A 25,790-nucleotide genomic window follows, 5' to 3' on the forward strand; every position below is an offset into this window, starting at 1 on the left:
GATGGCCTTCCGACGCCGCCCGCGGCTGCCCGACGACATCACCCCCGAGGAGCGCGAACGGCGCATCGCCGAACTGCGCGAGCGCAGGCGCCGGCGCCTGCGCGTGCTGGCGATCCGCAGCGCGCTCGTCTCGCTGGTCGTGCTGCTGCTGGCCGGCGCGCTGCTGTACTGGTTGCTGGCCACCTTCGGCGGGCGCGACTTCCTGCTCGCGCGCATCAGCGCCGCCCTGCCCGACGGCACCGAGCTGGCCTGGGACCGCGCGCAGGGCCCAGCCTCCGGCCCGCTGACCCTGCACGGCGTGCGCTACGTGCAGCGCGGCTGTCCCGACGTGGACGGCGAACCGGTGCCCTATGGCGAGTGCGCGGACCCGTCGGTGCTGACCTTCAGCGCAAGGCGGGTCGTGCTCGACCCGGCGATCATGCCCCTGGTCGGTCGCCGCCTGCGCCTGGACGCGCTGGACGTCGAAGGCGCCACGCTCGACCTGCCCGAGCCGGCGGACACGCCCTTCGAGCTGCCGACCTGGCCGGAGGTGCTGCCGCGCATCGACCTGCCGCTGTCGCTGCAGGCCGACCGCATCCGCGTGGACGGGCTGCGCGTGACCCGCTCGGGCGCGGCGCTGGTCGACATCGCCACGATCCGCGGCGGCCTCGACGCGCGCCAGGGCGAACTGCGCATCGCCGGGCTGGTGGTGGACAGCGACCGCGGACGCTTTGGCGTCGACGGCGTGTACGCGCCAGGCGACCACTACCGCACCGACCTGACCGCGAGCGCGCTGCTGCCGGCGGCGTTCCCGCGGCCGCGGCCTCGCATCGGCCTGGTTGCGCGCGGCGACCTCGACCACATGGACGTCGCCGTGGTCGGCCATGCGCCCGAGCCGCTGCGGCTGGCGCTGGCGCTGCGTGGCAAGGAGTGGAGCCTGCGTGCCTCGTCGGACGCGCTGGATCCCGCGCTGCTTGCCGGCGGCGACGCCGGCGAGCCGCTGTCGTTCACGCTGCTCGCCGATGGCCGCGGCGGCGCGGCCGACGTGCAGGGCGAGCTGCGTCGCGGCACGCTGCACGCGCTGCTCCAGCCCTCGAAGCTCAGGCTCGAGGAGCAGGTGCTGGAGCTGCAGCCGCTGGTCGTGGACGTCTTTGGTGGCCGCATCACCGCGCGCGGGCGCGGCGACTTCCGCGAGCCGCGCGCGGCCGGGTTCCGGTTCGCGGTCAATGCGCGCGGGCTGCGCCTGGCGGGCGATCCGCAGGCGCCCGATGCCGAGCCGGCCGATCCCCCCCCGGCAATCGACATCGACGCCGACCTGGGCATCGCCGGCACCTCCCGCGCCTGGGCGGTGATGGGCAAGGCCACGCTCGAACGCGACGCCCTGCGCGCCCGGGTCGACCTCGACGGCCGCGGCAATCTCGAGGCCCTGCGTCTGGTAAGCCTGTCCGCCACCACGCCCGGCGGCCGGCTGGATGCGACCGGGGACATCGGCTGGTCGCCCGCCCTGCACTGGGACCTGGACGCGACCCTGGCCGGCTTCGACCCGGGCTACTTCGCACCGGCCTGGAACGGCGCGGTCGACGGCCAGCTGGCCAGCCGCGGCAGCACCCGCGACGACGGCGGGCTCGACCTGCAGGTGCAGGCCAGCGAACTGGGCGGCAGCCTGCGCGGGCGCGCCATCGCCGGCCAGGCCTCGTTCGCCATGCGCGGGCCGGCGACCGGCCAGCTGCGCAGCGACTACGAGGGCGAGGTGGCCCTGCGCGTGGGCGACAGCCGCATCGACGCGCGCGGCACCCTGGCCGACCGCCTGCAGCTGGACGCGCGGCTGGCGCCGCTGGACCTGGCCGACCTGCTGCCCGGCGCCGCCGGCAGCCTGCGCGGCACCGTGCAGGCCGACGGCGCCCGCACCGCGCCGGACGTGGAGGCCGACCTGCAGGGCGCGGGCCTGCGCTGGAACGATTACGCCGCGGCGACCCTGCGCGTGCAGGGCAGGCTGCCGTGGTCGCGCGGCAGCGGCCAGCTCTTGGTCGAGGGCGAGGGTTTGAGTGCCGGGGTGGCGCTGGACCGGGTACGCGTCGAGGCGCGCGGTGCGGTCGAGGACCTGCGGCTGGACGCGCGCGCAGCCAGCGCGGAGTTCGGGACGCTGGCCGTGCAGGGCAGCGCCCGGCGCGGCAACCAAGGCTGGGGCGGCGAACTGGCAGACCTCCACCTGGTGCCGGCGCGCGGCGCGGACTGGCAGTTGCAGGCGCCGGCGCGCTGGAGCCAGCGCGGCACCGGCTGGACCCTGTCGCGCGCCTGCCTGGACGCCGCGGGCGGCGGCGGGCTGTGCATCGAGGCGGACTGGCCGCAGCGCGGCCTGTCGCTCGCGGGCAACGGGCTGCCGCTGGCCCTGGTCACGCCCTGGTTGCCCGAGCGCGAAGGCGGGCGACCGTGGACGCTGCGCGGCGAGGTCGATTTCGACGGCCAGCTGCGTCCGGCCGGCCGCGCCTGGCAGGGCCACCTGGACCTGCGCTCGGCCGAGGGCGGCCTGCGCAACAGCGCGCGTTCGCGCAGCGACCTGCTCGGCTACCGCGACCTGCGCCTGGAAGCCGACTTCAGTTCCGCGCGCATCGAGGCGACCCTGGCCACCGTCTTCAACGACGACGGCCACATCCGCGCCCGCGTCGCGACCGGCTGGGAGGCGGCCTCGCCGCTCTCGGGCGAGATCAGCGCCGACACCGACGAGCTGACCTGGCTGGAGCTGTTCTCGCCCGACATCGTCGAGCCCGCGGGCCGGCTCACCGCCGACCTCCAGCTGGGCGGGCGCCGCTCCGCACCCACCCTGGGCGGGCAGGCGCGCCTGAGCGGCTTCAGCACCGAACTGCCGGCACTGGGCATCCTGCTCGAGCAGGGCGAGGTCGCGCTGCGGGCGCAGGACGACGGCAGCGCGCTGATCGACGGCAGCGTCGTCTCCGGCGGCGGCACGCTCGCCGTCGACGGCAGCCTGAACTGGCGCGACAGCAGTGCCCCGCTGCTGCTGCGCCTGACCGGCCAGGACGTGGTGGCCTCCAACACGCGCGACCTGCGCATCGTCGCCGACCCCGACATCGAGGTGCGCTACAGCGCCGGCCAGCCGCTGTCGGTGTCCGGCACGGTCGCCGTGCCCAGCGCGCTGATCGACCTGGAGCGGCTCGACCGGGGCGTCTCGGCCTCACCCGACGTGGTGGTGCTGGATCCGGTCGACCCGGAAGCCGGCGCCGCCTCGCCGCTGCTGCTCGACCTGACCCTGGCCATGGGCGAGGACGTGCGCCTGCGCGGCTTCGGCCTGGATGGCACGCTCGGCGGCAGCATGCGCGTGCGCGCCTGGCCCGGGCGCGAGATGACCGGCAGCGGCACGCTCGAGGTCGGCGGCCGCTACACCGCCTATGGGCAGAAGCTGCAGGTCACGCGCGGACGGCTCACCTTCGACGGGCCGGTGTCCGACCCGAGGCTCGATATCCGCGCCGAGCGCCGGATCGAGGCCGAGGGAATCACCGCCGGCATCAGCGTCACCGGCCGCGCCTCGGCGCCGCAGGCCGACGTGTACACCGACCCGGCCAGCGACAACTCGCAGGCGCTGTCGTACCTGGCGCTGGGACGGCCGCTGTCGAACCTGTCCAGCGCCGAGGGCCGGCAGCTGGACGCGGCCTCGGCCGCGCTCACCGCCGGCGGCAGCATGCTGGCCGGACAGCTGGGCGCGCGCCTGGGCCTGGACGACGCGGGCGTGTCGGAGTCGCGCGCGCTCGGCGGCAGCGTGCTGGGCATCGGCAAGCAGCTCTCGCCGCGGCTCTACGTCGGTTTCGGCGTGTCGCTGCTGGGCACCGGCCAGGTGCTGACCCTGAAGTACCTGCTGCGGCGCGGCTTCGACATCGAGATCGAATCGAGCACGCGGGAAAGCCGCGGCTCGATCAACTACCGCATCGAGCGCGATTGACCGCGCGCGAGTTCGCCGTGTGGGAGCGCGCTCGCGCGCGAAAGCATTCGCGACCAGGGTCGCTCCCACACGGGCCGGGTGACGGGTTTCAGGCTACCGAGCGCTTCTGCCCGGCGTGGCGGCCCTCGTCGATTTCCTCGACCAGCTTGGCGCAGAAGGCCGGCAGGTCCTCGGGCGTGCGGCTGGTGATCAGGCCCTGGTCGACCACGACCGCCTCGTCGACCCACCTGGCGCCGGCGTTTTCCAGGTCGCGGCGGATGTTGGGCACCGAGGTGACGGTGCGGCCCTTGAGCACGTCGGCGTTGGCCAGCACCCAGGGGCCGTGGCAGATCGCGGCGACCGGCTTGGCCGCGGTGAAGAACGCGCGGGTGAACGCCAGCGCCTGTTCGTCCACGCGCAGCGCGTCGGGATTGAACAGGCCGCCGGGAATCACCAGGGCGTCGTAGCGCCCGGCATCGGCCTGCGCCAGTTCCACGTCGACCGGCACCTGTTCGCCCTTGTCGAAGTGCTGGAAACCCTGCAGCTGCCCGCCCTTGGGCGAAACGATGTCGACCTCGGCCTGGTGCTCCTTCAGTGCGCGCAACGGTTCCAGCAGTTCGGACTGCTCGAAACCGTCGATGGCGAGGATGGCGACGCGCTTTCCGGTGAGATGGCTCATGAGTGGCTCCTGTGGGGGTAGGAGCCGGTGACGCTAGCGCGCGTGGCGCTCATGCACCGCGAAGGAAACGTCCAGTGCGCGTCAACGCCGCGGCGCGACCACGATGCGGGCCGTCTGGAGCCGTCTGGAGCCGCCTGGGGCCGCGCTACGGCGCCTGCGCCGGCGCGGCGAGACGCTGCTGCACCTCTTCGCGCAGCTGGGCCAGTTCGACCTCGGCGTGGCGGCGCTGCTGCATGCCTTCGCGGTGGATCTCGCGCACCTCCTCCACGGTCTGGATCAGCTGTTCGTGCACGTGCCGCAGGGTGGCCACGTCGATCACCGCGCGCTGGTTGGCCTTCGCGGTCTCCACCGAGGTCTGGCGCATCAGTTCGGCGTTCCTGCGCATGATCTCGTTGGTGGCGTCGTCGATGGCGTTGGACAGCTCGACCGCGTTCTTCTGTTCGCTGAGCGAGAGCTGGATCGCGAACTGGCGCTTCCACGACGGGATGGTGATGTTGCGCACCGCGTTGAACTTCTCGATCAGCTGGATCGCGTTGGCCTGGATGATGCGGATCATCGGCAACGACTGGTCGGCCGCGTGCTGCATGACCGCCAGGTCGCCGACGCGCTTGTCGAGCAGGCGCATCGCGTTCTCGACCTCGGCGCGGCGGGTGCGCGACTGCGGATCCTCCAGGCCGGCCAGCGCCTGCTGCTCCCGTGCCAGTTCGGCCAGGCGCAGGCGGCCCGCGGCCACGTGCAGGCCCAGCGCACGACGCTCCTCGAGCACGATGTCGTACATGCGGTCGAACTCGCCCACGCGCTGGCCCTGCGTGCCCTGCTGCCGCGCCACGTCCTGCATCAGCTGCTCGATCTGCTGGTTGGTGTCGCTGAACTTCTGCACCAGCTCGCCCTTCGAGGCGCGCATGCGGTCGATCAGGCCGCCGATCACCGGCAGCTTCGACTTGCCGGCGAAGCCTTCCAGGTTGAGCGAGCGCGCGATCCGCACCACTTCGCCGAGCTTGTCGCCGGCGCCGTCGAGGTCGCGATTGCGCACCTGGTCGAGCAGCTGGCTGGAGAACGCGGCGGTTTTGCCGGCGGCCTCGCGGCCGAAGACGTGCAGGTTGCCGGGGGTGATGTCCTGCAGCGACCTGCCGATCTCGGCGATCGCGCCGCGGTCGGCCTCGGCCAGGCCCAGCGATGCGAGCGCGGCTTCGTCGAGCGTGCCGGAGGCGGAAACGACGGCGCTGCCGCCGGGGGTGTCCTGGGTCATGCGTCTACTCCGGTGCCTGCGGTGCGGGTCGGGGATCGAGTGTAGCGGCCATGGCGACGACTTCCGATTCGATCGCGGCATGGGCGCGGGCGGCCTCGCCGGCGCGCTGGCCGCCGGCTGCGGCGGCGTCGCCCAGCGCATGCTGGCGCCAGACCGGCAGCAGCACGTCGCGGATGCGCTGGTAGCGGGCCAGCAGGTCGAGCGATTGATCGCGCAGCAGGGCCAGCTGGGACGCGCCGATGGTCCAGGCGGCGCGCACGGTGTCGAGCTGGTCGAGCCGCTGCAGCAGGCGCTCGCGCGGCGACGCGACCAGGCCCGACCCCGTGCCGGCCTGCGGATGCGCGTCGAGCCAGTCGCGCGCCTGGCCGGTACGCGCTTCGATCGCGTGGATCGACCGCTCCACCTCGTCCAGCAGCGCCTGCTGCACGCGGGTGCGGGCGCGCACGCCCCCGGCATCGGCGTCGGCCCGCGCGATCAGCACGCCGAGCCGGTCGCGCAGGCGCAGTGCCTCGGCTTCCGCCTGCACGTCGCGACCCAGCAGCCGGCCGACCAGGCCCGCGCCACGGCGCGTAACACGCGGGCTGCCGGCCTGCAGCGCGCGCCGCAGCTCGTCCAGCCGCTGCACCAGCGCGGCCGCGGGCGCATGGTCGAGCGCCTCGGCCAGGCGTGCGTCCAGCGCCCCGTCGAGCGCGTCCGCGCCGTAGCCGACCACGGCCAGCGCGTCGTCCAGGTCGACCGGCGCCGGGTCGCGGCTCACGACTCGCCCGGCTTCCGGTCGGCGCGGAAGCGCAGCTGGCGCAGCAGTTCTTCCAGCTCGATCTCCTGCGCGCTCTTGGGCCGCGCGCGCCGGCCCGGCGCCTGCGCCGGCGCGACCGCTGCTTCGGACAGCTTCGTGCGCAGCAGGTCGAGGATCTGTACCAGCGCCGAGTTCAGCTGCGCCTGCCGCTCCTGGCCCTGTGCCAGGTGCGAGAGCACCGGATCGAAGGCGCCGCGCATGGCCTCCGGCAGCGACTGCAGCCACTGCGCCGCGCCATCGTCCTGGCCGCTTCGCGCGGCCATGGTCTGCTGCAGCGACGCCAGCAGGCGCTCCCAGGGCACGTCGGGCGCGGCCTGTACCGGCGCAGGCTGGGTGCGCAGCGAGGTCAGGCCTTCGGCGATGTCGGCCAGCTGCGCGACCACGCGCGCGCCGGTGTCGGCATCCTCGCCGCCCATCGCCTTGTTGCGCAGGAAGTCGCGCTTGATCTGCGCCCAGCGCGCGGCCCGCGCCTCGTCCAGCGTGCCGCGCAGCTCGGCCAGCTTGAGCAGGTTTTCCTCCGCGCCGGTGGTCAGCAGCTGCGCTTCGCCCAGGTAGTGGTCGGCGATCAGCTGCTGCAGCTCGGCCGGGTTCATCACCGGCGAGACCTTCTCCGCCAGCTTGTTCATGTTGCGGTAGCTGCCCTGCAGCCGGAACGGCGGCTCGGTGCGGTAGCGGTCGGCCTGGGCGGCGCTGGCGATGTACTGCTGGTTGACCCGGTAGACCACGTCGCGCACCTGCATCAGCCGCTGCAGCGTGGCCACGATCTCGTTGACCTCGGCGCCGCTGTAGGCGTGGCTGAGCGCATTGGTGGACACGTCCTTGCCCGACGCCCTGTCCACCAGCAGGTACAGGTCGGCCAGGTCGCGCGTGGCCAGCGGCGCCAGCACCGGATTGGAGGTCAGGCTGTTCTCGATGTAGCTGAGCTTGAAGGCGTCCTCCATTCCGCCGAGCACGTCGCCGAGGTTGTAGATGTCGGCACGGTTGGCCAGCATGTCGGGGATCCGGAACACCTCGCCCGACTCGGTGTAGGGGTTGCCCGCCATGACCACGCAGAACTTCTTGCCGCGCATGTCGTAGGTCCGGGTGCGGCCCTTCCACACGCCCTCGATGCGGCGGGTGCCGTCGCACAGCGAGATGAACTTCTGCAGGAACTCGGGGTGGGTGTGCTGGATGTCGTCGACATACAGCATGGTGTTGTTGCCCATCTCCAGCGCGAGGTTGAGCTTCTCCAGTTCCTGGCGCGAGGTGGCGTCGGGCGCCTGCGCCGGATCGAGCGAACGCACCTCGTGGCCCAGCGCCGGCCCGTTGATCTTCATGAACACCAGGCCCAGGCGGCTGGCGACGTACTCCATCAGGGTCGTCTTGCCGTAGCCCGGCGGCGAAATCATCATCAGCAGGCCCATCAGGTCGCTGCGCTTGTCCTCGCCGGCGGTGCCCATCTGCTTGGCGAGGTTGTCGCCGATCACCGCCAGGTAGACCTCGTTGATCAGCCGGTTGCGGACGAACGAGCTCAGCGGCCGGGCGCGGAACTCGGACAGCCGCAGCGTCTCGCGCTCGCGCGCGGCGATGCGCTGGCGCAGCGCCTGGTAGCGTTCGAAGCCGGGCACGAACCGCTCGCGATGGCTGCCGAAGCGGGCCAGGAAATCGTCGACCGACAGCGCCAGGCGGCCGCCGGCGATACGCGGATGCTCGCCGAGCAGGCCGTCCACCGCCGCCACCAGGGTGGCCTCGACGTTGCGATGGCGCAGCTCGCGCCCGGCCAGGCGCAGGGCGATCGCCTCGGGCACGTAACCGGCGAGGGTCGCCTGCGCCGGCTCGCGGGTCATCGCCCGCAGCCACTGCGCCAGCTGCGCCCACTGCGCGGCCGGCGACGGCGACTGGCGCAGCGAGCGCTCGAACCCCTCCGCCAGCCCGGCGGTGCGCAGCTGCGCGTCGAGCGCCTCGAGCAGGTCGCGCGCGTAGTGGCTGAAGCCGAAGGTCGGCTCGCCCTCGCGCAGTTCGGCAAACAGATAGAGGGCCGCGGCCTGCACCTGCGCGTCCTCGAACGGCAGCCCGCTCTCGCCGATGAATTCCGCCAGGGCCGCCGCCATCTCCGCCTGCAGCGCCTCGATGCCTTCGCGCGTGCCGAACAGGCCGCGCACCGCCTCCGCACCGAGCGCGCGTTCGGGCCAGGCCTGCACGTCCTGCCGCTGCTGGTGGCGCGCCCAGAACAGCAGCGCCAGCGCGCGGGCCGCGGGTGCATGCACCAGGGTGCCCGCGCCGCGGTACAGCGGCACCAGCGCCTGCAGCAGCCGCGCCGCATCGTGGTCGTGGATCCCCTTCTCGTAGCCGTCGCGATAGCGCGGCGCGGCGAACTCGCGCACCAGCCGATCGAGCGCGGCCGGGTCGGCCAGGGCATGTTCCAGCGTGTCCAGGTCCAGTCCATCGCGCCCGTGCACGGCGGCGTCGAGGATCAGCCCGGCCAGGTATTCGCCGCGGTAGAGCGCCGGCGATTCGGAATCCAGCGACACCTGCCACCAGTCGCGCAGCGCGTCGAGTTCGGGATCGTGGATGGCCTCGTAGTAGTCGGTGCCGGTCAGGTGCACGGCCAGGCCGTCGCCGCGCGGCAGGATGGTCAGGTCCAGCGGCTGCACGTTGACGCTGAACCGGTGGCGCGGACCCAGCCGGATGACGTGGCCGCCGTCCTCGAACAGGTCGCTGCGGTCGCGCAGGCTGCGCACCGCCTGGTCGCGCACGCCCTTCAGACGCGCCTCCAGGTCGTCGGCCTTGACGCTGTCGCGGTACTCGCGCAGGCGCCCGGCCAGCTCGCGCAGCTTGAGGATCAGCGGGTCGCCGGCGAAGAAGGCGTTGAGCTCGTCGAGCGTTACGAAGCGCTCGGTGCGCCGGACCAGGCCTTCGAGGATGCGCGCGGCCGCATCGAACACCGACTGCGCCTTGCGCTGGCGCTGGTCGAGCAGCGCCTGGCGGTGCGCCTCGAAGGTGTCGAGCAGTTCCTCGCGCTTGGCCAGGATGTCGCCGAGGAACTGTTCGTGCTCGCCGAACTGGCTCTCCAGCTCCTCCAGCTGCACCATCAGCCGCGACAGCTGCTCGTCGGCGCGCTCGGGATCGGTGGCCAGGCCCAGCGCACTGGAGACCGACTGCCCGAACAGCGCGAACTGCGCGCCGAACTGGGCCACGGCCTCGGCCGACCCGAGGCTGCGCCGCTTCTGCTCGGCGCGCGCGCGGGCCTGGTTGAGGCGCGCGTAGAGCGCCGAGATCGCCTCGACCACGCGGGTGCGCTGCGTGGCGTCGTCGACCTTCAGGCTGGCCATCAGCTCCGACAGCATGTCCAGTTCGGCCGACATGGCCTGCATCGCGGCCAGCTGTTCGGCCAGCGCGCGTGCGGTCCCGGCCTGCTGCGCGGCCGCGTCGAGCTCCTGCAGGCGCGCGTGCAGCGGCGCCAGCGCCTTCTCGCCGCCGAGGAATGCGCCGGTGGCCGCGCCCACCCGCTCCTGCGCCTGCTGCAGCGCCTGGCCCATCGCGTCGATCGCGCCAGTGTCGATGTAGCGGTAGTCGCGGATGGTGAGCAGGTGCCCGCGCTGGCGCGAGATCGCGCCCAGCGCCTCGACGAATTCGTCGATCGCGGTCCAGTTCTCCGGCTGCAGCTTCGCCAGCAGCGCGCGGTGCGCCGCGCTGGCCTCGGCCATGGCCGTGTCGGACTGGCGGCGGATGTCCTCGACCTTCTCGTACTCGTCGAGCACGGACTCGCCGGTGGCGCTGATCTCGTGCAGCAGCGAGGCCGCGCCGTCGCAGTGGGCATCGTCGAGCCAGTGATGCGCATCGAACATGCGCCGGGTGCCGTGCACCAGCAGCTGGTAGCGCTGCGCGGAGACGCGCGCGTCGTCGATGCCGCGGCCCAGTTCGAGCAGGTCGGAGATGCCGCGTACCAGCGCGGCATTGCCGATCCGGCCCATGAAGCTGTTGCCGGCCGGCCGCTGCGCGGCGAACTCCTCGCTGGTGAACGGGGTCTGCCAGACCTGCATCGGGTGGATGCGCGTGGGCGCGTCGCCCTCGGCGTGGAACAGCACCATGCGCCCGTCCTGCAGGAAGGCGTAGCCATGGCCGAACAGCGGATTCTGCAGCTCGCGGCGGATGGTGTTGTAGACGAACAGCGCCGAGCGGCCGCCGTCGCGCTCGTAGAATACGTACAGCACGTCCTCGCCATTGGGCGAACGCACGCTGCGCTTGTACTGCATGCCCTGCATGGCCGCGTCGAAGGCCTTGTGCTCGCCGCTCTGCAGGTAGTAGCCCCCGGGAAAGATGACCCCGTGGTCCTCGGGCAGCTGCACGCAGGCCTGCACGATGGCGTCGTTGCGCACCACCGATCCGGTGATGGTGTTGTAGATCAGGCCGCGCCACTGCTGCTCGCGATACGGCAGGATCTTCAGCAGCACCAGCGAGCCGACCCGGGCGTAGTCGATGGTGGCATCGTCCAGCGACTGGGTACTGTCCTCCACCGGCTCGCTGTACACGCCCTGGCCGGTGCCGGTGTTGTTCTCGACCTTGATCGTGAGGTCGCCGCCGGTGGTTTCGACGAACAGCGTGTCGAGGATGTTCAGGTGGGGATGGCGGCCGGCCACCATCAGGTCGCGGGTAGCGCGGGTCCATTCGAAGTCGAACGGCGGCGGCAGGGCGATGTCGCGTTCGCCGCGCGAGTCGATCCACGCCAGCGTGCCGTCGCTGCCGATCGCCCAGCGGAACACGCGCACGTCGCTGCTGCGCTCGCCGATCTGGAACGCGGCCAGCAGCTTGCCGTCGCGCTTGATCAGCTGCAGCAGGCGCGCATGGCGATAGTAGGCGTAGAGTTCGGTGAAGTCGTGGACGAAGCCCGGCTGCGCCAGGAAGCTGTCCTTCGGGTCGACCGGGGTCACGTCGTAACCGTCGGGCCCTTCGACCAGCCGGTACAGCCCGAACACGTCCTCGATCCGGGTCTGGGTCTTGAGTCCCAGGAACACGTTGTAGCCGAACAGCAGCAGGTCGTCGCCAACCTGGACGATGTCGCGGCCGACGCAGTTGTGCTCGGTGCGCACCCGGAACCGGCCCGCCACCTCGAGCCGGCTGTCGCCGAATTCCTGCAGTCGACGCGCGTTGAGGCCATCGGCCAGCGCGCGCAGGCGCGCGCCCTGCTCGACCAGCCGACGGCGCAGCACCTCGTACGCACCGCCCTGGGCGACGGCCTGGTCGACGGTGCTGGTGGCGCCGCTTTCAATCCCGCCGGTGTTGTCCTGCTTCGGATCGGTCATCGCCGCTCGTCATCCTGCTGGGCTGGTACTTCTTCCCCGCTTGCGGGAAGGCTGGGAGGGGACGCGCGCGAAGCGCGCTGGAAGGGACGTTGCGATCGTTGCCCCCACCCCAACCCTCCACCCGTAAAGGGCGCAATGCCCCGCAAGCGGAGGAGGGGGTTTGAAGCGTCAGCTTGCGGGCGCGTCGGCGTCCGCCTTCGGCAATCCCCGATTCAGGCCCACGCCCAGGTACTTCTGCATCAGCTCCTGCACCACCGGGCTCTTGTCGGCCAGGCCTTCGATCGACTTGCCCAGCGAGATCGCCCGCACCAGGCTGTCGAACATGCCGCCGTCGCCGCCGACCATGTCGATGTCGGCATTGCGCAGCGCGGTGGCGATGACCTCGGCGTTCTCCTTGGACACTTCCTTGCCGGCCTCGATCGAAGCCAACGCCTGCTTGAGGCTGGTGTCCAGCGCCATGCGGTACTCCTCGTGCACGCGCGCGTTCTCGCTGAGCGAATCGAGCGCCGCGAACTTGCGGGTCAGGCCTTCGGCCTCGGCGGCCAGCTTCCTGCCCACGACCTCGGCTTCGGCGGTGCCGATCGACTCGACCGCGGTCGCCCGCGCCCGACCCATCTGCTCCTCGCCCTGCGCCTGCGCGCCCAGCTTCTCGGCCAGCACCTTGGCTTCGGCCGCGCCCTGCTTGAGGTTGGCGTCGGCCATCGCGTCGACCACGCGCGCCTCGGCGATGCCGACCTTCTCGATCGCCACCGCGCCGGCCTCCTTGACCTGCGCCTCGGCCAGCCCCGGCGCGGCGCGCTCGGCGCGCACGCCATCGGCGATCACCTTCTTGGCCTCGGCCTGGCGGTTGGCGGCCTCGAGCTCGGCCTGCGCCAGGGTGGTGATCTCCACTGCACGGTGCTTGGCTGCGGTCTCGCCCGCCTCGGCCTTCTTCACCGCTTCGAGCAGCGCCTGCTGCGCGCGCGCCTCGGCGTCGAGGATCGCGATCTGCTTGAGCCGGTCGGCCTCGGACACCTCGCGCACCTCCTTGATGCGCTCCTCCTCCTGGGCCACGGTCTTGTCGATGGCGATGCGCTCGCGGGTGATGTTGGCCACGTCCATGCGGCCCTGCTCGACCACCTTGTCGCGCTCCACGCCCTGCAGCTGCACCTCGCGATCGGTGGTCACCTGCTCGAGCTGGCGCGCGCGCGCCACGCGTTCGGCCTCGATGGCCACGGCGCGCTGGCGGTTCTGTTCGGCCACTTCCACCTCGCGCATGCGGTTCTGGTCGCGGATGTCGATCAGCTGCTGCGCCTCGATGCGCGCGGCCTCGGCCAGCTGGCGCTGCTCCTCCTGGACGCGCAGGGTCTCTGCGGCCTCGCGTGCCTGGATGGTCTCGATCTCGCGCTTCTGCCGCGCCTCGGCCTCGGCCTGCTGGCGCTCCAGCGACAGCGTCGCCTCGCGCGTCTCGACGTTCTTCTTGGTGATCGCCAGGTGCTCGTTCTGCGAGAGCTCGTTGGTGATCACGTTCTGCGAGGCGGTCAGCTCGGTGATCTTGCGGATGCCCTCGGCGTCGAGGATGTTGTTCGGGTCAAGCACGTGCTTGGGCGTCTGCTCGAGGTAGTCGATCGCCACGTCCTCGAGCACGTAGCCGTTGAGGTCGTTGCCGATGACCTTGATGATCTCGTCGCGGAACTCCTGGCGCTTCTCGAACAGGTCGGTGAATTCGAACTTCTTGCCGACCGTCTTGAGCGCCTCCGAGAACTTGGCGTTGAACAGCTCGTCGACCGCGTTCTTGTCCGAGGCGCGGTCGGCACCCAGCGCCTTGGCCACGCGCAGCACGTCGGCCTGGGTCTCGTTGACGCGCAGGTAGAAGGCCACCGCGATGTCGGCGCGCATGTTGTCGCGGCAGATCAGGCCCTCCTTGCCGCGGCGGTCGATCTGCAGCGTGATCAGGCTGATCTTCATCAGCTCGGCGCGGTACAGTACCGGGATGATCAGCGCACCGGTGAAGTGCACCTTGGGCTGGGAGCTCATGTCGTTGACGATGAGCGCCGTGCCCTGGTCGACCTTCTTGTAGAAGGACTTGAAGACGATCGCCAGCACGACCAGCGCGAGTGCGACGCCGGCGGCACCGATGACGAAGGGGCCCAGCAGTGCGAGTTCCATGTAGCGGCTCCTGAAGAACGATCCGGTGAATCAGAGGGTGTGGTAATCGCGCTCGGCCATCACCCGCCAGGTGTTGGCCTGCGCATCGTGTTCGATCAGCACGACGCGGTCGCCGCGCGCGATCGCCGCGTCGCCGTCGTGGCGCACCTGCAGGATCAACCCGGCGCCGCCGTCATCGAGCTCGGCCATGCCGTGGCGCGCATCGACCAGCGGCGTGCGCACGGTCGCCACGCGTCCGAGCAGCGAGGCCACCGGCGCCGGACGCATGCGCAGCACCGCGCGACGCAGCGGCCGCAGCAGCGCCGCGGCGAGCAGGATGGCGGGAATCGGCGAGAGCAGCAGGACCAGCGTGCCGAAGGCGTAGCGCAGCAGCGCCGGCAGCGGCGCGAGCAGCAGCAGGTGGGTGAAGTAGGTCAGCATCCAGGCCAGGAACGCGACCACGCTCAGCACCAGCAGCGTGGGCAGCCCGTCCAGCCCCAGCCGCGACACCATGCCGCCCGCGTCGGCGCCGTCGGCCACGTCCAGGCCCGCCGCGTCGAGGCCGAGCATGCCCAGGGCCGCCACCAGCCAGAACAGCAGCAGCCCGCCCAGCACGATGCTCCATGCGAGCGTGGGATATCCCAGGCTGGTGGCCAGCAATAGCGTCATGTCCCCGTCCCTGTGCCGATGCGGCTGGCGCCGGCTCCCCTCCGGCCGCCTGTCATCGAAGACAACGCGGGCCGGGGGGGAATGATGCCAGTTTCCTGCTTCGTTCCGAACCCAGACGGCCGGGCGCGCGGGATGTGACCGGAGGACAAGGTCGCGCGAGCCGGGCGCGAGACCGGGTCGGCGCTAGCCGCGTCGCGGCAAGGCCGCCAGGATCGCCCACAGCCCGCCGACGCCGGCCACCCAGGCCGACAGCGGCACGCCGACGAAGGCCGGGCCGCCGGCCTCGAGCGCGTACAGCACCGCGGCGACCACCAGCAGGCCCACGCCGAGGATCGCGGCGACCATCCGCCGCTGCAGCGCCTTGAGCGTCTGCGTGATCTCGGCCACGTCGGTCGAGCGCATCCGCAGTTCGTGCCGGCCCTCGACCTGCTGCTGCAGCCAGGCGTGCAGCAGGCGCGGCATCTCCGGGGCCTGGGTGATGAGCTCGGGCAGCCGCTTGCGGAACTCCGATGCCAGCCTGCGCGGGCTGTAGCGCTCCACCAGGATGCGTTCGAGCACCGGCCGCGCCACCGCCCAGATGTCGATCTTCGGATCCAGCAGGCGCCCGATCCCCTCGATGGTCAGCAGGGTCTTCTGCAGCAGGATCAGCTGCGGCTGCAGGGTCAGTTCGTAGCGCTGCGCGGTGCGGAACAGCTTGCCCAGCACCTCGCCCAGCGAGATCTCCGACAGCGGCCGGGTGAAGTAGGGCTCGCACACCGAGCGCACCGCCGCCTCCAGCTCGTCGATACGGATGTGCGACGGCATCCAGCCGGCCTGCATGTGCAGCTCGGCGATGCGGCGGTAGTCCTTGTTGAAGATCGCCATGAAGTTCTCGGCGAGGTAGTACTGGTCCTCGCCGGAGAGCTGTCCCATGATCCCGAAGTCGAGCGCGATGAAGCGCGGGTCGGTCTTGCGGTCCGGGTCGACCCAGATGTTGCCGGCGTGCGCGTCGGCATGGAAGAAGTTGTCGCGGAAGACCTGGGTGTAGAACACCCGCACGCCCTTGGCCGCCAGCGCGCGGCGGTCGATCCCGGCCGCATCGAGCGCCCGGATGTCGTCGCTGTTGATGCCGCGCACGCGTTCGAGGGTGAGCACGTTGCCGGTGGTGTGGCTCCACACCGGCTCGGGCACGTACAGGTCCGGCGAGTGCAGCCAGAAGCGGCGCAGCACCGAGGCGTTGGCGCCCTCGCGCTGCAGGTCGATCTCCGCGGCCAGGGTGTTCTCGATCTCGGCCACCACTTCGCGCGGCCGGATCTTGTCGGCGTTGGGATGGGTGCGGTCGACCAGCCCGGCCAGGTTGTGCAGCAGGGCGGTGTCGCCGGCGATCTGCCGGGCGATGCCCGGGCGCAGCACCTTGACCACCACCTCGCGGCCCGGGCCGTCGCCGACCGGATGCATCCGCGCCGCGTGCACCTGGGCGATCGAGGCCGAGGCCAGCGGCACGGTGTCGAATTCGGCGAACAGCGCGTCGATCGGCGCGCCCAGCGCCTTCTCCACGATCTGGCGCGCGATGTCGCCGTCGAAGGGCGCGACCTGGTCCTGCAGCAGCGCCAGGTCGTCGACGATGTCGGGCGGCAGCAGGTCGCGGCGGGTCGAGAGGATCTGTCCGAACTTGACGAAGATCGGCCCCAGTTCCTGCAGCGCCAGGCGCAGCCGCGCGCCACGCGGCTGCGCGGCGATGGCGGCCGAGGCGCGCGGCACGAACGGCCGCATCAGCTTCAGCCAGCGCTCGGCCGGGGTGGCATCGAGCAGGGAATCGAGCCGGTAGCGCAGCAGCACGCGGCCGATGCGCGCGGCGCGCAGCAGGCTGCTCAAGCCACGCTCCCCGAAGACAGCCGCGACAGGCGCGCGGCGAGGCGGTCGACGTCCTCGCGCAGGCCGTCGACGTCGTCGAGGAAGGCCTCCAGTTCGGCGCGCGGCACCACGTCGCGCGATTCCTCGGTGACGTATTCGGCGGCGCTGCGCGCCAGGCCGCCACCGAGCGTGCGCGCCTGCGCCAGGGCGGTGCCGATCGCATTGGCGACCTGCACGCCGAGGATCTCGCCGAACACGCTCACCAACGGCTGCTGCCAGTCCGGGTCGAACCGCTCGGCCAGGCGCTGCAGGCTGCGCGCCAGCTCGGCGTCGCCGGACACGCGCACCCGGCCCACCGCAGGCGCGTCGTCCCGACGCAGGAACGGCAGCTGGGCCAGCAGGCCGCCCAACGTGGTCCGCACCGCCAGGTCCGGATCGCCCGCGGGCTCGACCGGACCGACCGCGAGGCGATCGCCCTGCACGCGCAGCTGCAGCGCCAGCGGCGGCGCGGCGAGCGTGAGCTCGACCACGCGCCCGTCCAGGCGCGCCAGCGCGGCGCGGGTGTCGGCGTCGAGTGCGATCGCGCGATTGAGCGCCATCTCCAGCGCGCGGCCGGCGACCGGTTTGAGGGCATCGAAGGGAAACGGAGGGACGCTGGCCATGCGCGGCATTGTAGCGGTGGCCCGGGTGGCGGCGTGTGGCCGTCGCGTCGCCATCCGTCGCCGGGTGGGCCGGCGTGCGCGGACGCAGCGCAAGGTCCCGGACACGCGAAAGGCCCGCCTCGCGGCGGGCCCTTCTGCGACGCGACTCAATCCCGGGTCAGACGCGTTTGCCGCGCAGCAGCGACACGATCGCCAGGATCACGAAGACCACGAACAGGATCCAGGCGATGTTGGTGGCGGCACCGGCGACGCCGGAGAAACCGAGGACCGCTGCGATGAGCGCGATGACGAAGAAGATGACGGCGTACCTGAGCATGGAGCGTCTCCGTGGCAATGGGCGCGTGGCCCGTGGAATGGATGCACGGCAGACGCTACGGCAGGCCCGGTCGCGGGCCAGTGAGAGCCGGGTGAGACCGTCGTGAAACCTGCGCCTCGCTCAGCCAGCCCCTGCGCCGCCGGACCACGCGGCCTGCAGTCGGCGCAGGCCCTCCTGGATCGACACGCGCGGCACGTAGCCGAAATCACGCCGCGCCGGCTCCATCGAATACCAGTGGGTGGTGCTGAGCTGCTCGGCCAGGAAACGCGTCATCGGCGGCTCGCCCTTCAGCCGCAGCAGCGGCCACAGCGTCTCGCAGGCCGCGCCGATCGCGTAGGCGGCCGCGAACGGGATCGTGCCCTCGACCTGCGGGGCGCCTGCGGCGGCCAGCAGCGCGTTGACGATCTCGCGCGTGGGCATCGGCTCGCCGTTACTGATGAAGTAGGCGCGGCCGGCGCAGGCCGCGCCCGGCGCGAGATGTTCGAAGGCATCGAAGTGCGCCTGCGCGGCGTTGTCGATGTAGGTGGTGTCGATGCGGTTGTGGCCGTCGCCAACGAAGCGCAGCCGTCCGGCCCGCGCGCGCTCGACCAGGCGCGGCAGGATCTGCTGGTCACCCGGACCCCAGATCAGGCGTGGACGCAGGGCGACGGTCGCCAGGGTCGCGCCGCCGGCCAGCGCGCTGCCGTTGGCGGCCAGCACCTCCTTCTCGGCGATGGTCTTGGTGGTCGCGTACGGCGCCTTGAAGCCTTCGCCATAGGGCACGGACTCGGCGGTACCGCCTTCGACCGGATGCGTCTTGCGATGGGTCACACTGGGCGTGGAGGTGTAGACCAGCCGGCCGATGCCGTGCGCCGCGCAGGCCTGGAGCACGTTGCGCGTACCGATGACGTTGGCCTGGTAATAGCTGTCGTAGCTGCCCCAGGCGCCGGCCTTGGCGGCGTTGTGGAAGATGGCGTCGATGCCTCCGGCCGCCGCGCGCACGGCATCGCCGTCGGCCAGGTCGCCCTGCACCTGGCGCACGCCCAGCGCGTCGAGCGCCGGATAGCGGCTCCGGTTGAAGCTGGTGACCTCATGCCCGCGTTCGACCAGGCCACGGCACAGGGCCTGGCCGAGGAAACCCCCACCCCCGGTGACGAGCAGCTTCATGCCTGGCTCCTGCGCGCGGCCCAGCGCGCGAGCGATTCGCGGCCGATCTTGGCGTTGTGGCGGATGTCCACCGGGAACTTCGGATGGAACACGATGCGGTCGATGCGCGCGGTATGCGCGAAGCGCGCCCCCAGCGCGCGCAGTTCCTGCGCGATCCGCGCGTGCTGCGCGGCGCCGGTGCCTGCCACGGTTTCCACGCACAGCACCGGCCGTTGCGCGCCGGCGGCGCCGATGCCGACCAGCGCGGTGCGACGCACCTCGGGATGGACGTTGAACACCGGCTCGACCTGTTCGGTGTAGAGCGGGCCGTCGGCGGTTTCCACCCGATGCGACTTGCGCCCGCAGAACCAGAGCCGTCCGTCGCCATCGAACCAGCCGACATCGCCCATCCGGTGGACGGTGCGCACGCCGTGTTCGCCGCGTTCCTCGATCTTCGCCAGCCGCGTCTGCGCCTCGCGGTTGAAGTAGGCATCGGTCGCGCTGGGCCCGGCCACCGTGATCTCGCCGACCTCGCCCGGCGCGACCAGCAGCTCGTCCGACCACTGCGCGATCGCCTCGTCGCCGATGCGGATGATGCGCACCTGGTTGGGCGCCACCGGACGCCCGACGCAGGTGCCGGCGCCCTGCTCGGTGCGCTCGCGCAGCGACAGCAGTTCGCGCCCTTCGATCACCGCCACGGGCAGGCACTCGGTGGCGCCGTAGGGCGTCCAGAACGATGCCTCGTCCGGCAGCAGCTCCAGCATCCTGGCCACCACCTCCGGCGGTACCGGCGCGCCGGCCGAGGTCACGCGCCTGACCGTCGGCAGCGGAGCGCCATGGTCGGCCAGCACCCGCATCAGCGCGGGCGAGCCGAACAGCTGGTCGACGCCGAAGCGCGCGATCGCCGCATGCAGCTTCACCGGATCGGCTTGGGCGGGCCGGGTCGGATCCATATCGGGAATGATCGAGGTCAGCCCCAGCGCCGGATCGAACAGCGCGAACGGCGGGAAGGTCGGGAAATCGACGCCGCCGCCGGCGATCCCGAACGCATCGCGCAGCATCGCGATCTGCGCGACGAAATGGCGGTGGCGGTAGACCACGCCCTTGGGCACGCCGGTCGAGCCGCTGGTGAACAGGATCGCGGCCACGTCGTCGGGCGCGGTGTCGCTCAGCTGCGGACCGGCGCCGGCGCCGTCGCGCTCGACCTGCGCCAGGGTCGCGTCGGCGAGCAGGGCGCGGCGCCCGGTGGTGACGCGCACCCGCGCCGACTTCGCCCAGCCCAGCAGCACCCGCGCGAACTGCGCCAGCGGGATGCCGATGAAGGCCTCCGGCTGCGCCTCGTCCAGGCACTGGCGCAGCGCGCGCCGGTCGATGCCCGGATCGACCAGCACCGGCACCGCGCCGGCCTTGAACAGCGCGAACATCAGCAGGAAGAACTCCGGCGTGGGCCGCACCATCAGCACCGTGCGGGTGCCGCGGACGATGCCGCGCCGGGCCAGGCCGGCGGCGATGGCGTCGCTGCGCGCGTCCAGTTCGCCGTAGCTGAGCGACATGGCGTAGTCGCCGCGCGGGCCGGGGCAGTGCATGGCGATGCGCGCAGGCGCCTCGGCGGCCAGCCGCGGCAGCGCGGCGGCGATGTTGCAGGGAGCGGTCATGCCGGGATTATCGCCGACCGTCCGCGTCGCGGGCCGGTGGCGCGCAGCGTGGCCGCGCTCCGCATGGACGGCGCCGCGCCGGTCCCGGACAATCGCGCCGGCCGCGCGCCGCGCCGCCACCACCAGGAGAAGCGCGATGTCCCCCCGTTTCAGCGAACACCTGCGCGCCGGCACCGAACCGGCCTGGACGCAGGCCGTGCAGCACCGCTTCGTGCAGGAGCTGTGCAGCGGCCGCATCGCCGACGCGGCCATGGCGCGCTACCTGGTGCAGGACCACCGCTTCATCGACGCCTTCGTGACCCTGCTCGGCGCGGCCATCGCCAGCGCCGACAGCTTCGAGGCGCGGCTGCGCCTGGGCCGGTTCGCCGGCATGGTCTACAGCGAGGAGAACGACTATTTCCTGCGCGCGTTCACGGCGCTTGGCGTGGATGCGTCCACGCGGGCGAACGCGCCCGATGCCGCGCCGACCGCCGGCTTCAAGGCGCTGATGCGCGAAGCCGCGGCGACCCGCTCGTACGCCGCCACGCTGGCCGTGCTCAACGTCGCCGAAGGCCTGTACCTGGACTGGGCCACGCGGGCACCGCAGCCGCGTCCGGGCAACTTCGTCCATGCCGAGTGGATCAGCCTGCACGACAACCCGTTCTTCGCCGGCTTCGTCGGCTTCCTGCGCGACGAGCTCGACCGCGTGGGGCCGGGCGAAGCAGCGCTGGCGCGCGACTTCTTCCAGCGCGCGGTGGCGCTGGAGCTGGCGTTCTTCGACGCCGTGTACGACGCGGAGGCTGCGTGATGTCGCTGCTGGAACGGCTCAAGGCGGCCGCGGCCGACGACTGGAGCGCCTATGTCGACCACGCCTTCGTGCGCGGCCTGGGCGACGGGAGCCTGCCCGCCGCCGCGTTCCGCCAGTACCTGGTGCAGGACTACCTGTTCCTGATCCAGTTCGCGCGCGCGCATGCGCTGGCCGCGTGCAAGGCGCGCACCCTGGCCGACATGCGCGCGGCCAAGGACGGGCTGGCCGCGATCGTGGACGTGGAGATGCAGCTGCACCTGCGCTTGTGCGAACGCTGGGGCCTGTCGCCGGCCGACGTCGAGGCCACGCCCGAACACGCCGCGACCGTGGCCTATACCCGCTGGGTGCTGGACATCGGCATGTCCGGCGACCTGCTCGACCTGCAGGTGGCGCTGACCCCGTGCACCCTGGGCTATGCCGAGATCGGGCGCACGCTGGCGCCGCGCGGCGTCGGCGCCCTGGACGACGCGCACCCCTACCGCGAATGGATCGGCGAGTACTCGGGCCCGGCTTTCCAGGCGGTGGCCGCGGACGCGCAGGCCTGGCTGGACGACCTCGACCGGCGCTACGGCAGCGCGGCGCGGTTCCCGGAACTGGTGGCGATCTTCGCCAAGGCGGCGCGGCTGGAAGCCGGCTTCTGGCAGGCCGGCCTGGACGCCGGAACCTGACCGCGGGCACCGCGCCGGCCGGTCCTGCGATCCCACTTGCGCGCGGCTGCGGCGCCCGGAAGAATCCGCCTCCCATCCTCGCGCCGCGCCCCGATGCCGCATCCCTGTCTGACCTGTGGCGCCTGCTGTACCCAGTACCGGGTCGCGTTCCACTGGATGGAGTCGGACGAGGCCACCCCGGGCGGCGTGCCGGCCGGGCTGACCGAGCGCCTGGACCCGCACCGGCTGTGCATGCGCGGCACCCACAGCGCGCCGGTGCATTGCGTCGCCCTGGATGCACGGATCGGCGAGTACTCGCGCTGCACGATCCACCCGCGCCGCCCGTCGGTGTGCCGCGAAGTGGACGCCTCGTGGGAGTACGGCGCCGCCAGCGCGCAGTGCGACAAGGCGCGGCTGGCCCACGGCCTGCCCCTGCTCACCCCCGCCGACTGGCGCTGGCGCGATGCGGCCGACAACGACGACCGGCCCGACGACAACGGCAACAGCCCGCCCACGCCGCGGCTGCCGCCGGTGGCGGCCTGAGCGTCCTGCTTCGATCCTGACGCCAGGACGATCGGGCGCCGCCAATCGGCGCGGCGCGGCGCTCCAGCCGGCTCCGATCGACCGGGACGCCCCGTGGCGAACGCCGCACGCCTACAGCGGATGGCGGTCCAGGAATTCCCGGATCGCCGGCACCAGCACCTCGTGCCGGTCCTCCAGCACGTAGTGGCCGGCGTCGTCGAAGGCCATCACCTGCGCATCGGGCAGGTCGCGGCGGAAGCGCGCCAGGAAATGATGGTCGAACACGAAATCCTTCAGGCCCCAGCCGATGAACGCCGGGCGGTCGGCGTAGCCGGGCAGGCGCTGGCCGGCCGCTTCGAGCAGCGGCCAGGCGCGGTCGTCCGGCGTCAGCGGGATGTCCTGCATGAAGCGCACGGTGGCAATGCGGTGCTTCCATGAATCGTAGGGCGCGACGTAGGCGCGGCGCACCGCGGCCGGCATGCGGCGCTCCACGCCCAGCCACGAAGCGCCGGCCGAGAATGCGTTGAACCCGCGGATCACCAGCTCTCCCACGGTGTAGTCGCGGCCCAGCGCGATCTGCCAGGGCATCGGCTTGTCGGCCGGCATCGGGAACGCCGCGGTATTGAGCACCACCAGCCGCTGCACCTGCGCCATGTGCGACAGCGCCCAGCCGAAACCGATCATCCCGCCCCAGTCGTGCACCGCCAGGGTCACCGGGCCGTCGATGCCCAGGCGGGCGAGCAGCGTCTCGAGGTCTTCGACGCGCGAGCGCAGGGTGTAGTCGTAGCGCGGCAGCGCACTGGCCGCGTCGTCGGGCTTGTCCGACAGGCCCATGCCGACATGGTCGGGCACGATGCAGCGGTAGCGGTCGCGCAGGCCGCGCACCAGGTGGCGCCAGTAGTAGCTCCACGAGGGATTGCCGTGGACCATGACCACGACTTCGCCCTCGCGCGGGCCCTCGTCGAGGTAGTGCATGCGGATGCCCGGCCGCACTTCCAGGTGGTGGCTGGCGAAGTCGTAGTCGGGAAAGCGCACGGGTTCTGCGTCGGACGAGCGGGACCGCATTGTAAGCGGCGGGCCTCGCACGCACCCGCCCTCACCTGGCTGAACACCCCGGTCGGCGACGTGCACAGGCGGTCGGTTATGCTGGCCCGCACATGACTCCCCCCTCCGGATCCTCTCCCGTGCCCCGCGTCGGCGCGGCGCATGCACGACTGCGCGCGGCCACCACCGACCTGCATGCGCAGGTGGACGGGCTGTTCGCCGACGGGCTCGACTCGGCCTGCGGATACCGCCGCTATGTGCTGGGCATGCACCGCTTCGCGGCGGACTACGAGGCCGCGGTCGGGATCGCACCGCGGCACTCGGCCTGGCTCGCCGAGGACCTCGACCTGCTGTCGCTGGCCCCGCTCGCCGCGCGGGACGCGCAGCACCTCCTGGCGGACGCGGCGACGCGGCTGGGCTGGCGCTACGTGATGGCCGGCAGCAGCCTGGGTGCGCGCGGCCTGCTGCGCGACGCGCATCGCCTGGGCCACGCCGACGGGCGCGGTGCCACGTTCCTGGCACGCCATGCCGCCTCGGACGAGTGGGCCGGGCTGCGCGCGCGCCTGCAGGCGTTCGATGCCGGCGACGCACCGCGCATGGCCCGCGCCGAAGCGGGCGCACGCGCGGCCTTCGCCCGGGTCCACGCCTGCCTGCAGCGCAGCTTCGATCGCCTTTCCGCCACTGCCGAGCCCGAACCCTGCCGATGACTCCCGAACTGCAACGCGCCCTGCAGACCTGCGCAAGCGAGCCGATCCACCTGTCCGGCGCGATCCAGCCGCACGGCTACCTGATCAGCTGCCGCCTGCCGGACTGGTCGATCCACCACGTCTCGGCCAACATCGAAGCGCTGACCGGCGCGCCACCCGAGGCCATGCTGCGCCAGCCGCTGCGCGAGTTCCTCACCGGCGACGTCATCCAGACGATCGCCGAGACGGTGGGGTTCAGCGATCCCGGCGGCCCGGCGCAGCGCGCGGCGGTGGCCAACATCGGGCCGCTGGCCGCCCTGTGCGAAGTCAGCGTGCACGCCGCCGATGGCCTGGTGCACATCGAGGTCGAGCCGCAGCAGCGCGGCGCCGGCGACCGTTCGCCCACCGTGGTGGCGCAGACGATGATCGCGCGCGTGGCCCAGGGCGAGGACGAAGAGGCCTTCCACGAACGCGTGGCCGAACAGGTGCGCCAGCTCACCGGCTACGACCGGGTGATGGTCTACCGCTTCCGCCACGACGACGCCGGCGAGGTGGTGGCCGAGGCGCGCGACGCCGACGTGCCGTCCTACCTCGGGCTGCGCTATCCGGCCTCGGACATCCCCGCCCAGGCGCGGCGGCTGTACCTGCACAACCGCATCCGGGTGATTCCCGACGCGTGCTATGCGCCGGTGCCGGTGCTGCCCGATCGCACCGCCGGCGGCCAGCCGCTGGACCTGAGCCAGATGTCGTTGCGCAGCGTCTCGCCGGTGCATCTGGAATACCTGGCCAACATGGGCGTGGCGGCATCGATGTCGATCTCGATCGTCGCCGGCGGACGCCTGTGGGGACTGATCGCCTGCCACCATCGCCAGGTGCGCCACGTGCCGCCGGGGGTGCGCGCGGCGGCGGACCTGTTCGGGCTGTTCGTGTCGATGCGCGTGGCCGCGCGCGAGCAGCAGCAGGCCGCGCGGATCGAGGACGATGCGCGCGGCGCGCGCGACGCGCTGGCGCTGCGGCTGTCGCAGTCCGGGAACGGGCGCGCGGCGCTGGCCGGCGAACTCGACGTGGTGCTGCGCACCCTGCCCGCCGATGGCGCGGCGCTGCTGCAGGCCGGCCGCTGGCAGGCCGCCGGACGCGCGCCAGCGGCGGCCGCCATTGCCGGCCTCGACGCCTGGCTGGCGCGCGCCGCGCACGGCGGCGCACCGGTCGCGACATCGCGTGCCGACGACTGGTGCGCACAGCCCGGATCCACCGACGGCATCGCCGGCGTGCTGGCGCTGCCGCTGGATCCGGCGCGCGGCGAGTGGCTGCTGTTCTTCCGCTGCGAACAGGTCGAGGACGTGCGCTGGGCCGGACGCCCGGACGAACCCTTCGTCATCGATGCCGACGGCACGCGCATCGGCCCGCGCGCGAGCTTCGCCGCCTGGAACGAAACCGTGCGCGGCGCCAGCGAACCCTGGAGCGATGCCGACCTGCGCATGGCGGCGCGGCTGCAGCTGGTGCTGCGCGACCATTACCGCACCGCGGACGCCCGCATCGCGCCGCACGAAGAACTGCGCGCGCGCCGCGGACGCCTGGAACTCGACGATCACCGCAGCCGGCTGCGGCAGATGTCCGAGCTGCTGGAAAGCCTGGTGCACGTGAGCCCGGCCGAAACCGAAGTGCTGGCCGAGCGGATCTCGCGGCTGGAGCAGGACCTGCAGCGGCTGGCGCTGGCCTCGGGCAGCGACCTCGGCGCGTTGGCGACGGTCTAGCAGCCAGGCAGCCGTTCGCCCCGGGACACCCGCTGGCGGCCACGCCG

The 25,790-nt window shown here is 72.3% G+C and carries 18 protein-coding genes; 6 read left to right on the forward strand and 12 right to left on the reverse strand.

Annotation, left to right across the window (positions count from 1 at the left end; genetic code table 11):
• The first annotated feature begins 1 nt into the window (after window position 1).
• Window positions 2-3,931: a translocation/assembly module TamB domain-containing protein gene (locus Q0863_RS06780; protein WP_298576695.1), complete on the forward strand. Its 3,930-nt coding sequence runs from the start codon at window positions 2-4 to the stop codon at window positions 3,929-3,931.
• A gap of 88 nt (window positions 3,932-4,019) precedes the next feature.
• On the opposite strand, the gene Q0863_RS06785 is transcribed toward Q0863_RS06780, so the two are convergent.
• The 11 genes from Q0863_RS06785 to oleC form a co-directional block, all read right to left on the reverse strand.
• Window positions 4,020-4,589 (reverse strand): type 1 glutamine amidotransferase domain-containing protein, encoded by a 570-nt coding sequence (locus Q0863_RS06785; RefSeq protein WP_298576696.1) that lies wholly within the window; start codon window positions 4,587-4,589, stop codon window positions 4,020-4,022.
• Window positions 4,590-4,734: 145 nt separating this feature from the next.
• Window positions 4,735-5,838, reverse strand: a complete 1,104-nt coding sequence (locus Q0863_RS06790) for a toxic anion resistance protein (protein WP_298576697.1) — start codon at window positions 5,836-5,838, stop codon at window positions 4,735-4,737.
• Between the two features lie 4 nt (window positions 5,839-5,842).
• A complete protein-coding gene (locus Q0863_RS06795; RefSeq protein WP_298576698.1) occupies window positions 5,843-6,595 on the reverse strand; it encodes a hypothetical protein in 753 nt (250 codons plus the stop codon).
• Complete coding sequence (locus Q0863_RS06800; protein WP_298576699.1) at window positions 6,592-11,916, reverse strand: DNA repair ATPase; 5,325 nt, start codon at window positions 11,914-11,916, stop codon at window positions 6,592-6,594. The genes Q0863_RS06795 and Q0863_RS06800 overlap by 4 nt, the downstream gene beginning before the upstream one ends.
• 168 nt (window positions 11,917-12,084) lie before the next feature.
• Window positions 12,085-14,064 carry a hypothetical protein gene (locus tag Q0863_RS06805; RefSeq protein ID WP_298576700.1) on the reverse strand — a complete coding sequence of 660 codons (1,980 nt, stop codon included), beginning with the start codon at window positions 14,062-14,064 and terminating at the stop codon, window positions 12,085-12,087.
• A gap of 30 nt (window positions 14,065-14,094) precedes the next feature.
• Window positions 14,095-14,712: a hypothetical protein gene (locus Q0863_RS06810; protein ID WP_298576702.1), complete on the reverse strand. Its 618-nt coding sequence runs from the start codon at window positions 14,710-14,712 to the stop codon at window positions 14,095-14,097.
• A 183-nt stretch (window positions 14,713-14,895) separates the two neighbouring features.
• Window positions 14,896-16,566: a ubiquinone biosynthesis regulatory protein kinase UbiB gene (gene ubiB, locus Q0863_RS06815; protein WP_298576704.1), complete on the reverse strand. Its 1,671-nt coding sequence runs from the start codon at window positions 16,564-16,566 to the stop codon at window positions 14,896-14,898.
• Window positions 16,563-17,207 (reverse strand): SCP2 sterol-binding domain-containing protein, encoded by a 645-nt coding sequence (locus Q0863_RS06820; protein ID WP_298576706.1) that lies wholly within the window; start codon window positions 17,205-17,207, stop codon window positions 16,563-16,565. The genes ubiB and Q0863_RS06820 overlap by 4 nt, the downstream gene beginning before the upstream one ends.
• A gap of 157 nt (window positions 17,208-17,364) precedes the next feature.
• Entirely contained in the window at window positions 17,365-17,523 is a 159-nt protein-coding gene (locus Q0863_RS06825; RefSeq protein ID WP_149102795.1) for a DUF1328 domain-containing protein, read from the reverse strand.
• Between the two features lie 120 nt (window positions 17,524-17,643).
• Entirely contained in the window at window positions 17,644-18,669 is a 1,026-nt protein-coding gene (gene oleD / locus Q0863_RS06830; RefSeq protein ID WP_298576709.1) for a 2-alkyl-3-oxoalkanoate reductase, read from the reverse strand.
• Complete coding sequence (gene oleC, locus Q0863_RS06835) at window positions 18,666-20,303, reverse strand: olefin beta-lactone synthetase (protein WP_298576711.1); 1,638 nt, start codon at window positions 20,301-20,303, stop codon at window positions 18,666-18,668. Before oleC ends, oleD begins: the two co-directional genes overlap by 4 nt.
• Before the next feature lie 136 nt (window positions 20,304-20,439).
• Between oleC and Q0863_RS06840 the strand changes: the two genes are divergently transcribed.
• From Q0863_RS06840 to Q0863_RS06850, 3 genes are all read left to right on the forward strand, one after another.
• Window positions 20,440-21,090: a TenA family protein gene (locus Q0863_RS06840; RefSeq protein ID WP_298576712.1), complete on the forward strand. Its 651-nt coding sequence runs from the start codon at window positions 20,440-20,442 to the stop codon at window positions 21,088-21,090.
• Window positions 21,090-21,758 (forward strand): TenA family protein, encoded by a 669-nt coding sequence (locus Q0863_RS06845; RefSeq protein WP_298576713.1) that lies wholly within the window; start codon window positions 21,090-21,092, stop codon window positions 21,756-21,758. Before Q0863_RS06840 ends, Q0863_RS06845 begins: the two co-directional genes overlap by 1 nt.
• A 93-nt stretch (window positions 21,759-21,851) precedes the next feature.
• Complete coding sequence (locus Q0863_RS06850) at window positions 21,852-22,280, forward strand: YkgJ family cysteine cluster protein (RefSeq protein ID WP_298576715.1); 429 nt, start codon at window positions 21,852-21,854, stop codon at window positions 22,278-22,280.
• A gap of 111 nt (window positions 22,281-22,391) precedes the next feature.
• On the opposite strand, the gene Q0863_RS06855 is transcribed toward Q0863_RS06850, so the two are convergent.
• Complete coding sequence (locus tag Q0863_RS06855) at window positions 22,392-23,234, reverse strand: alpha/beta fold hydrolase (RefSeq protein WP_298577067.1); 843 nt, start codon at window positions 23,232-23,234, stop codon at window positions 22,392-22,394.
• A gap of 209 nt (window positions 23,235-23,443) precedes the next feature.
• Between Q0863_RS06855 and Q0863_RS06860 the strand changes: the two genes are divergently transcribed.
• Together Q0863_RS06860 and Q0863_RS06865 are read left to right on the forward strand one after the other, a co-directional pair.
• The gene (locus tag Q0863_RS06860; protein WP_298576717.1) at window positions 23,444-24,010 is read left to right on the forward strand and encodes a biliverdin-producing heme oxygenase; all 567 of its coding nucleotides are present in this window, start codon (window positions 23,444-23,446) and stop codon (window positions 24,008-24,010) included.
• Complete coding sequence (locus Q0863_RS06865; protein WP_298576719.1) at window positions 24,007-25,743, forward strand: GAF domain-containing protein; 1,737 nt, start codon at window positions 24,007-24,009, stop codon at window positions 25,741-25,743. The genes Q0863_RS06860 and Q0863_RS06865 overlap by 4 nt, the downstream gene beginning before the upstream one ends.
• Window positions 25,744-25,790 lie beyond the last annotated feature (47 nt).

Origin of the sequence: uncultured Luteimonas sp. (assembly GCF_947492465.1) — a bacterium.
GTDB lineage: Bacteria > Pseudomonadota > Gammaproteobacteria > Xanthomonadales > Xanthomonadaceae > Luteimonas.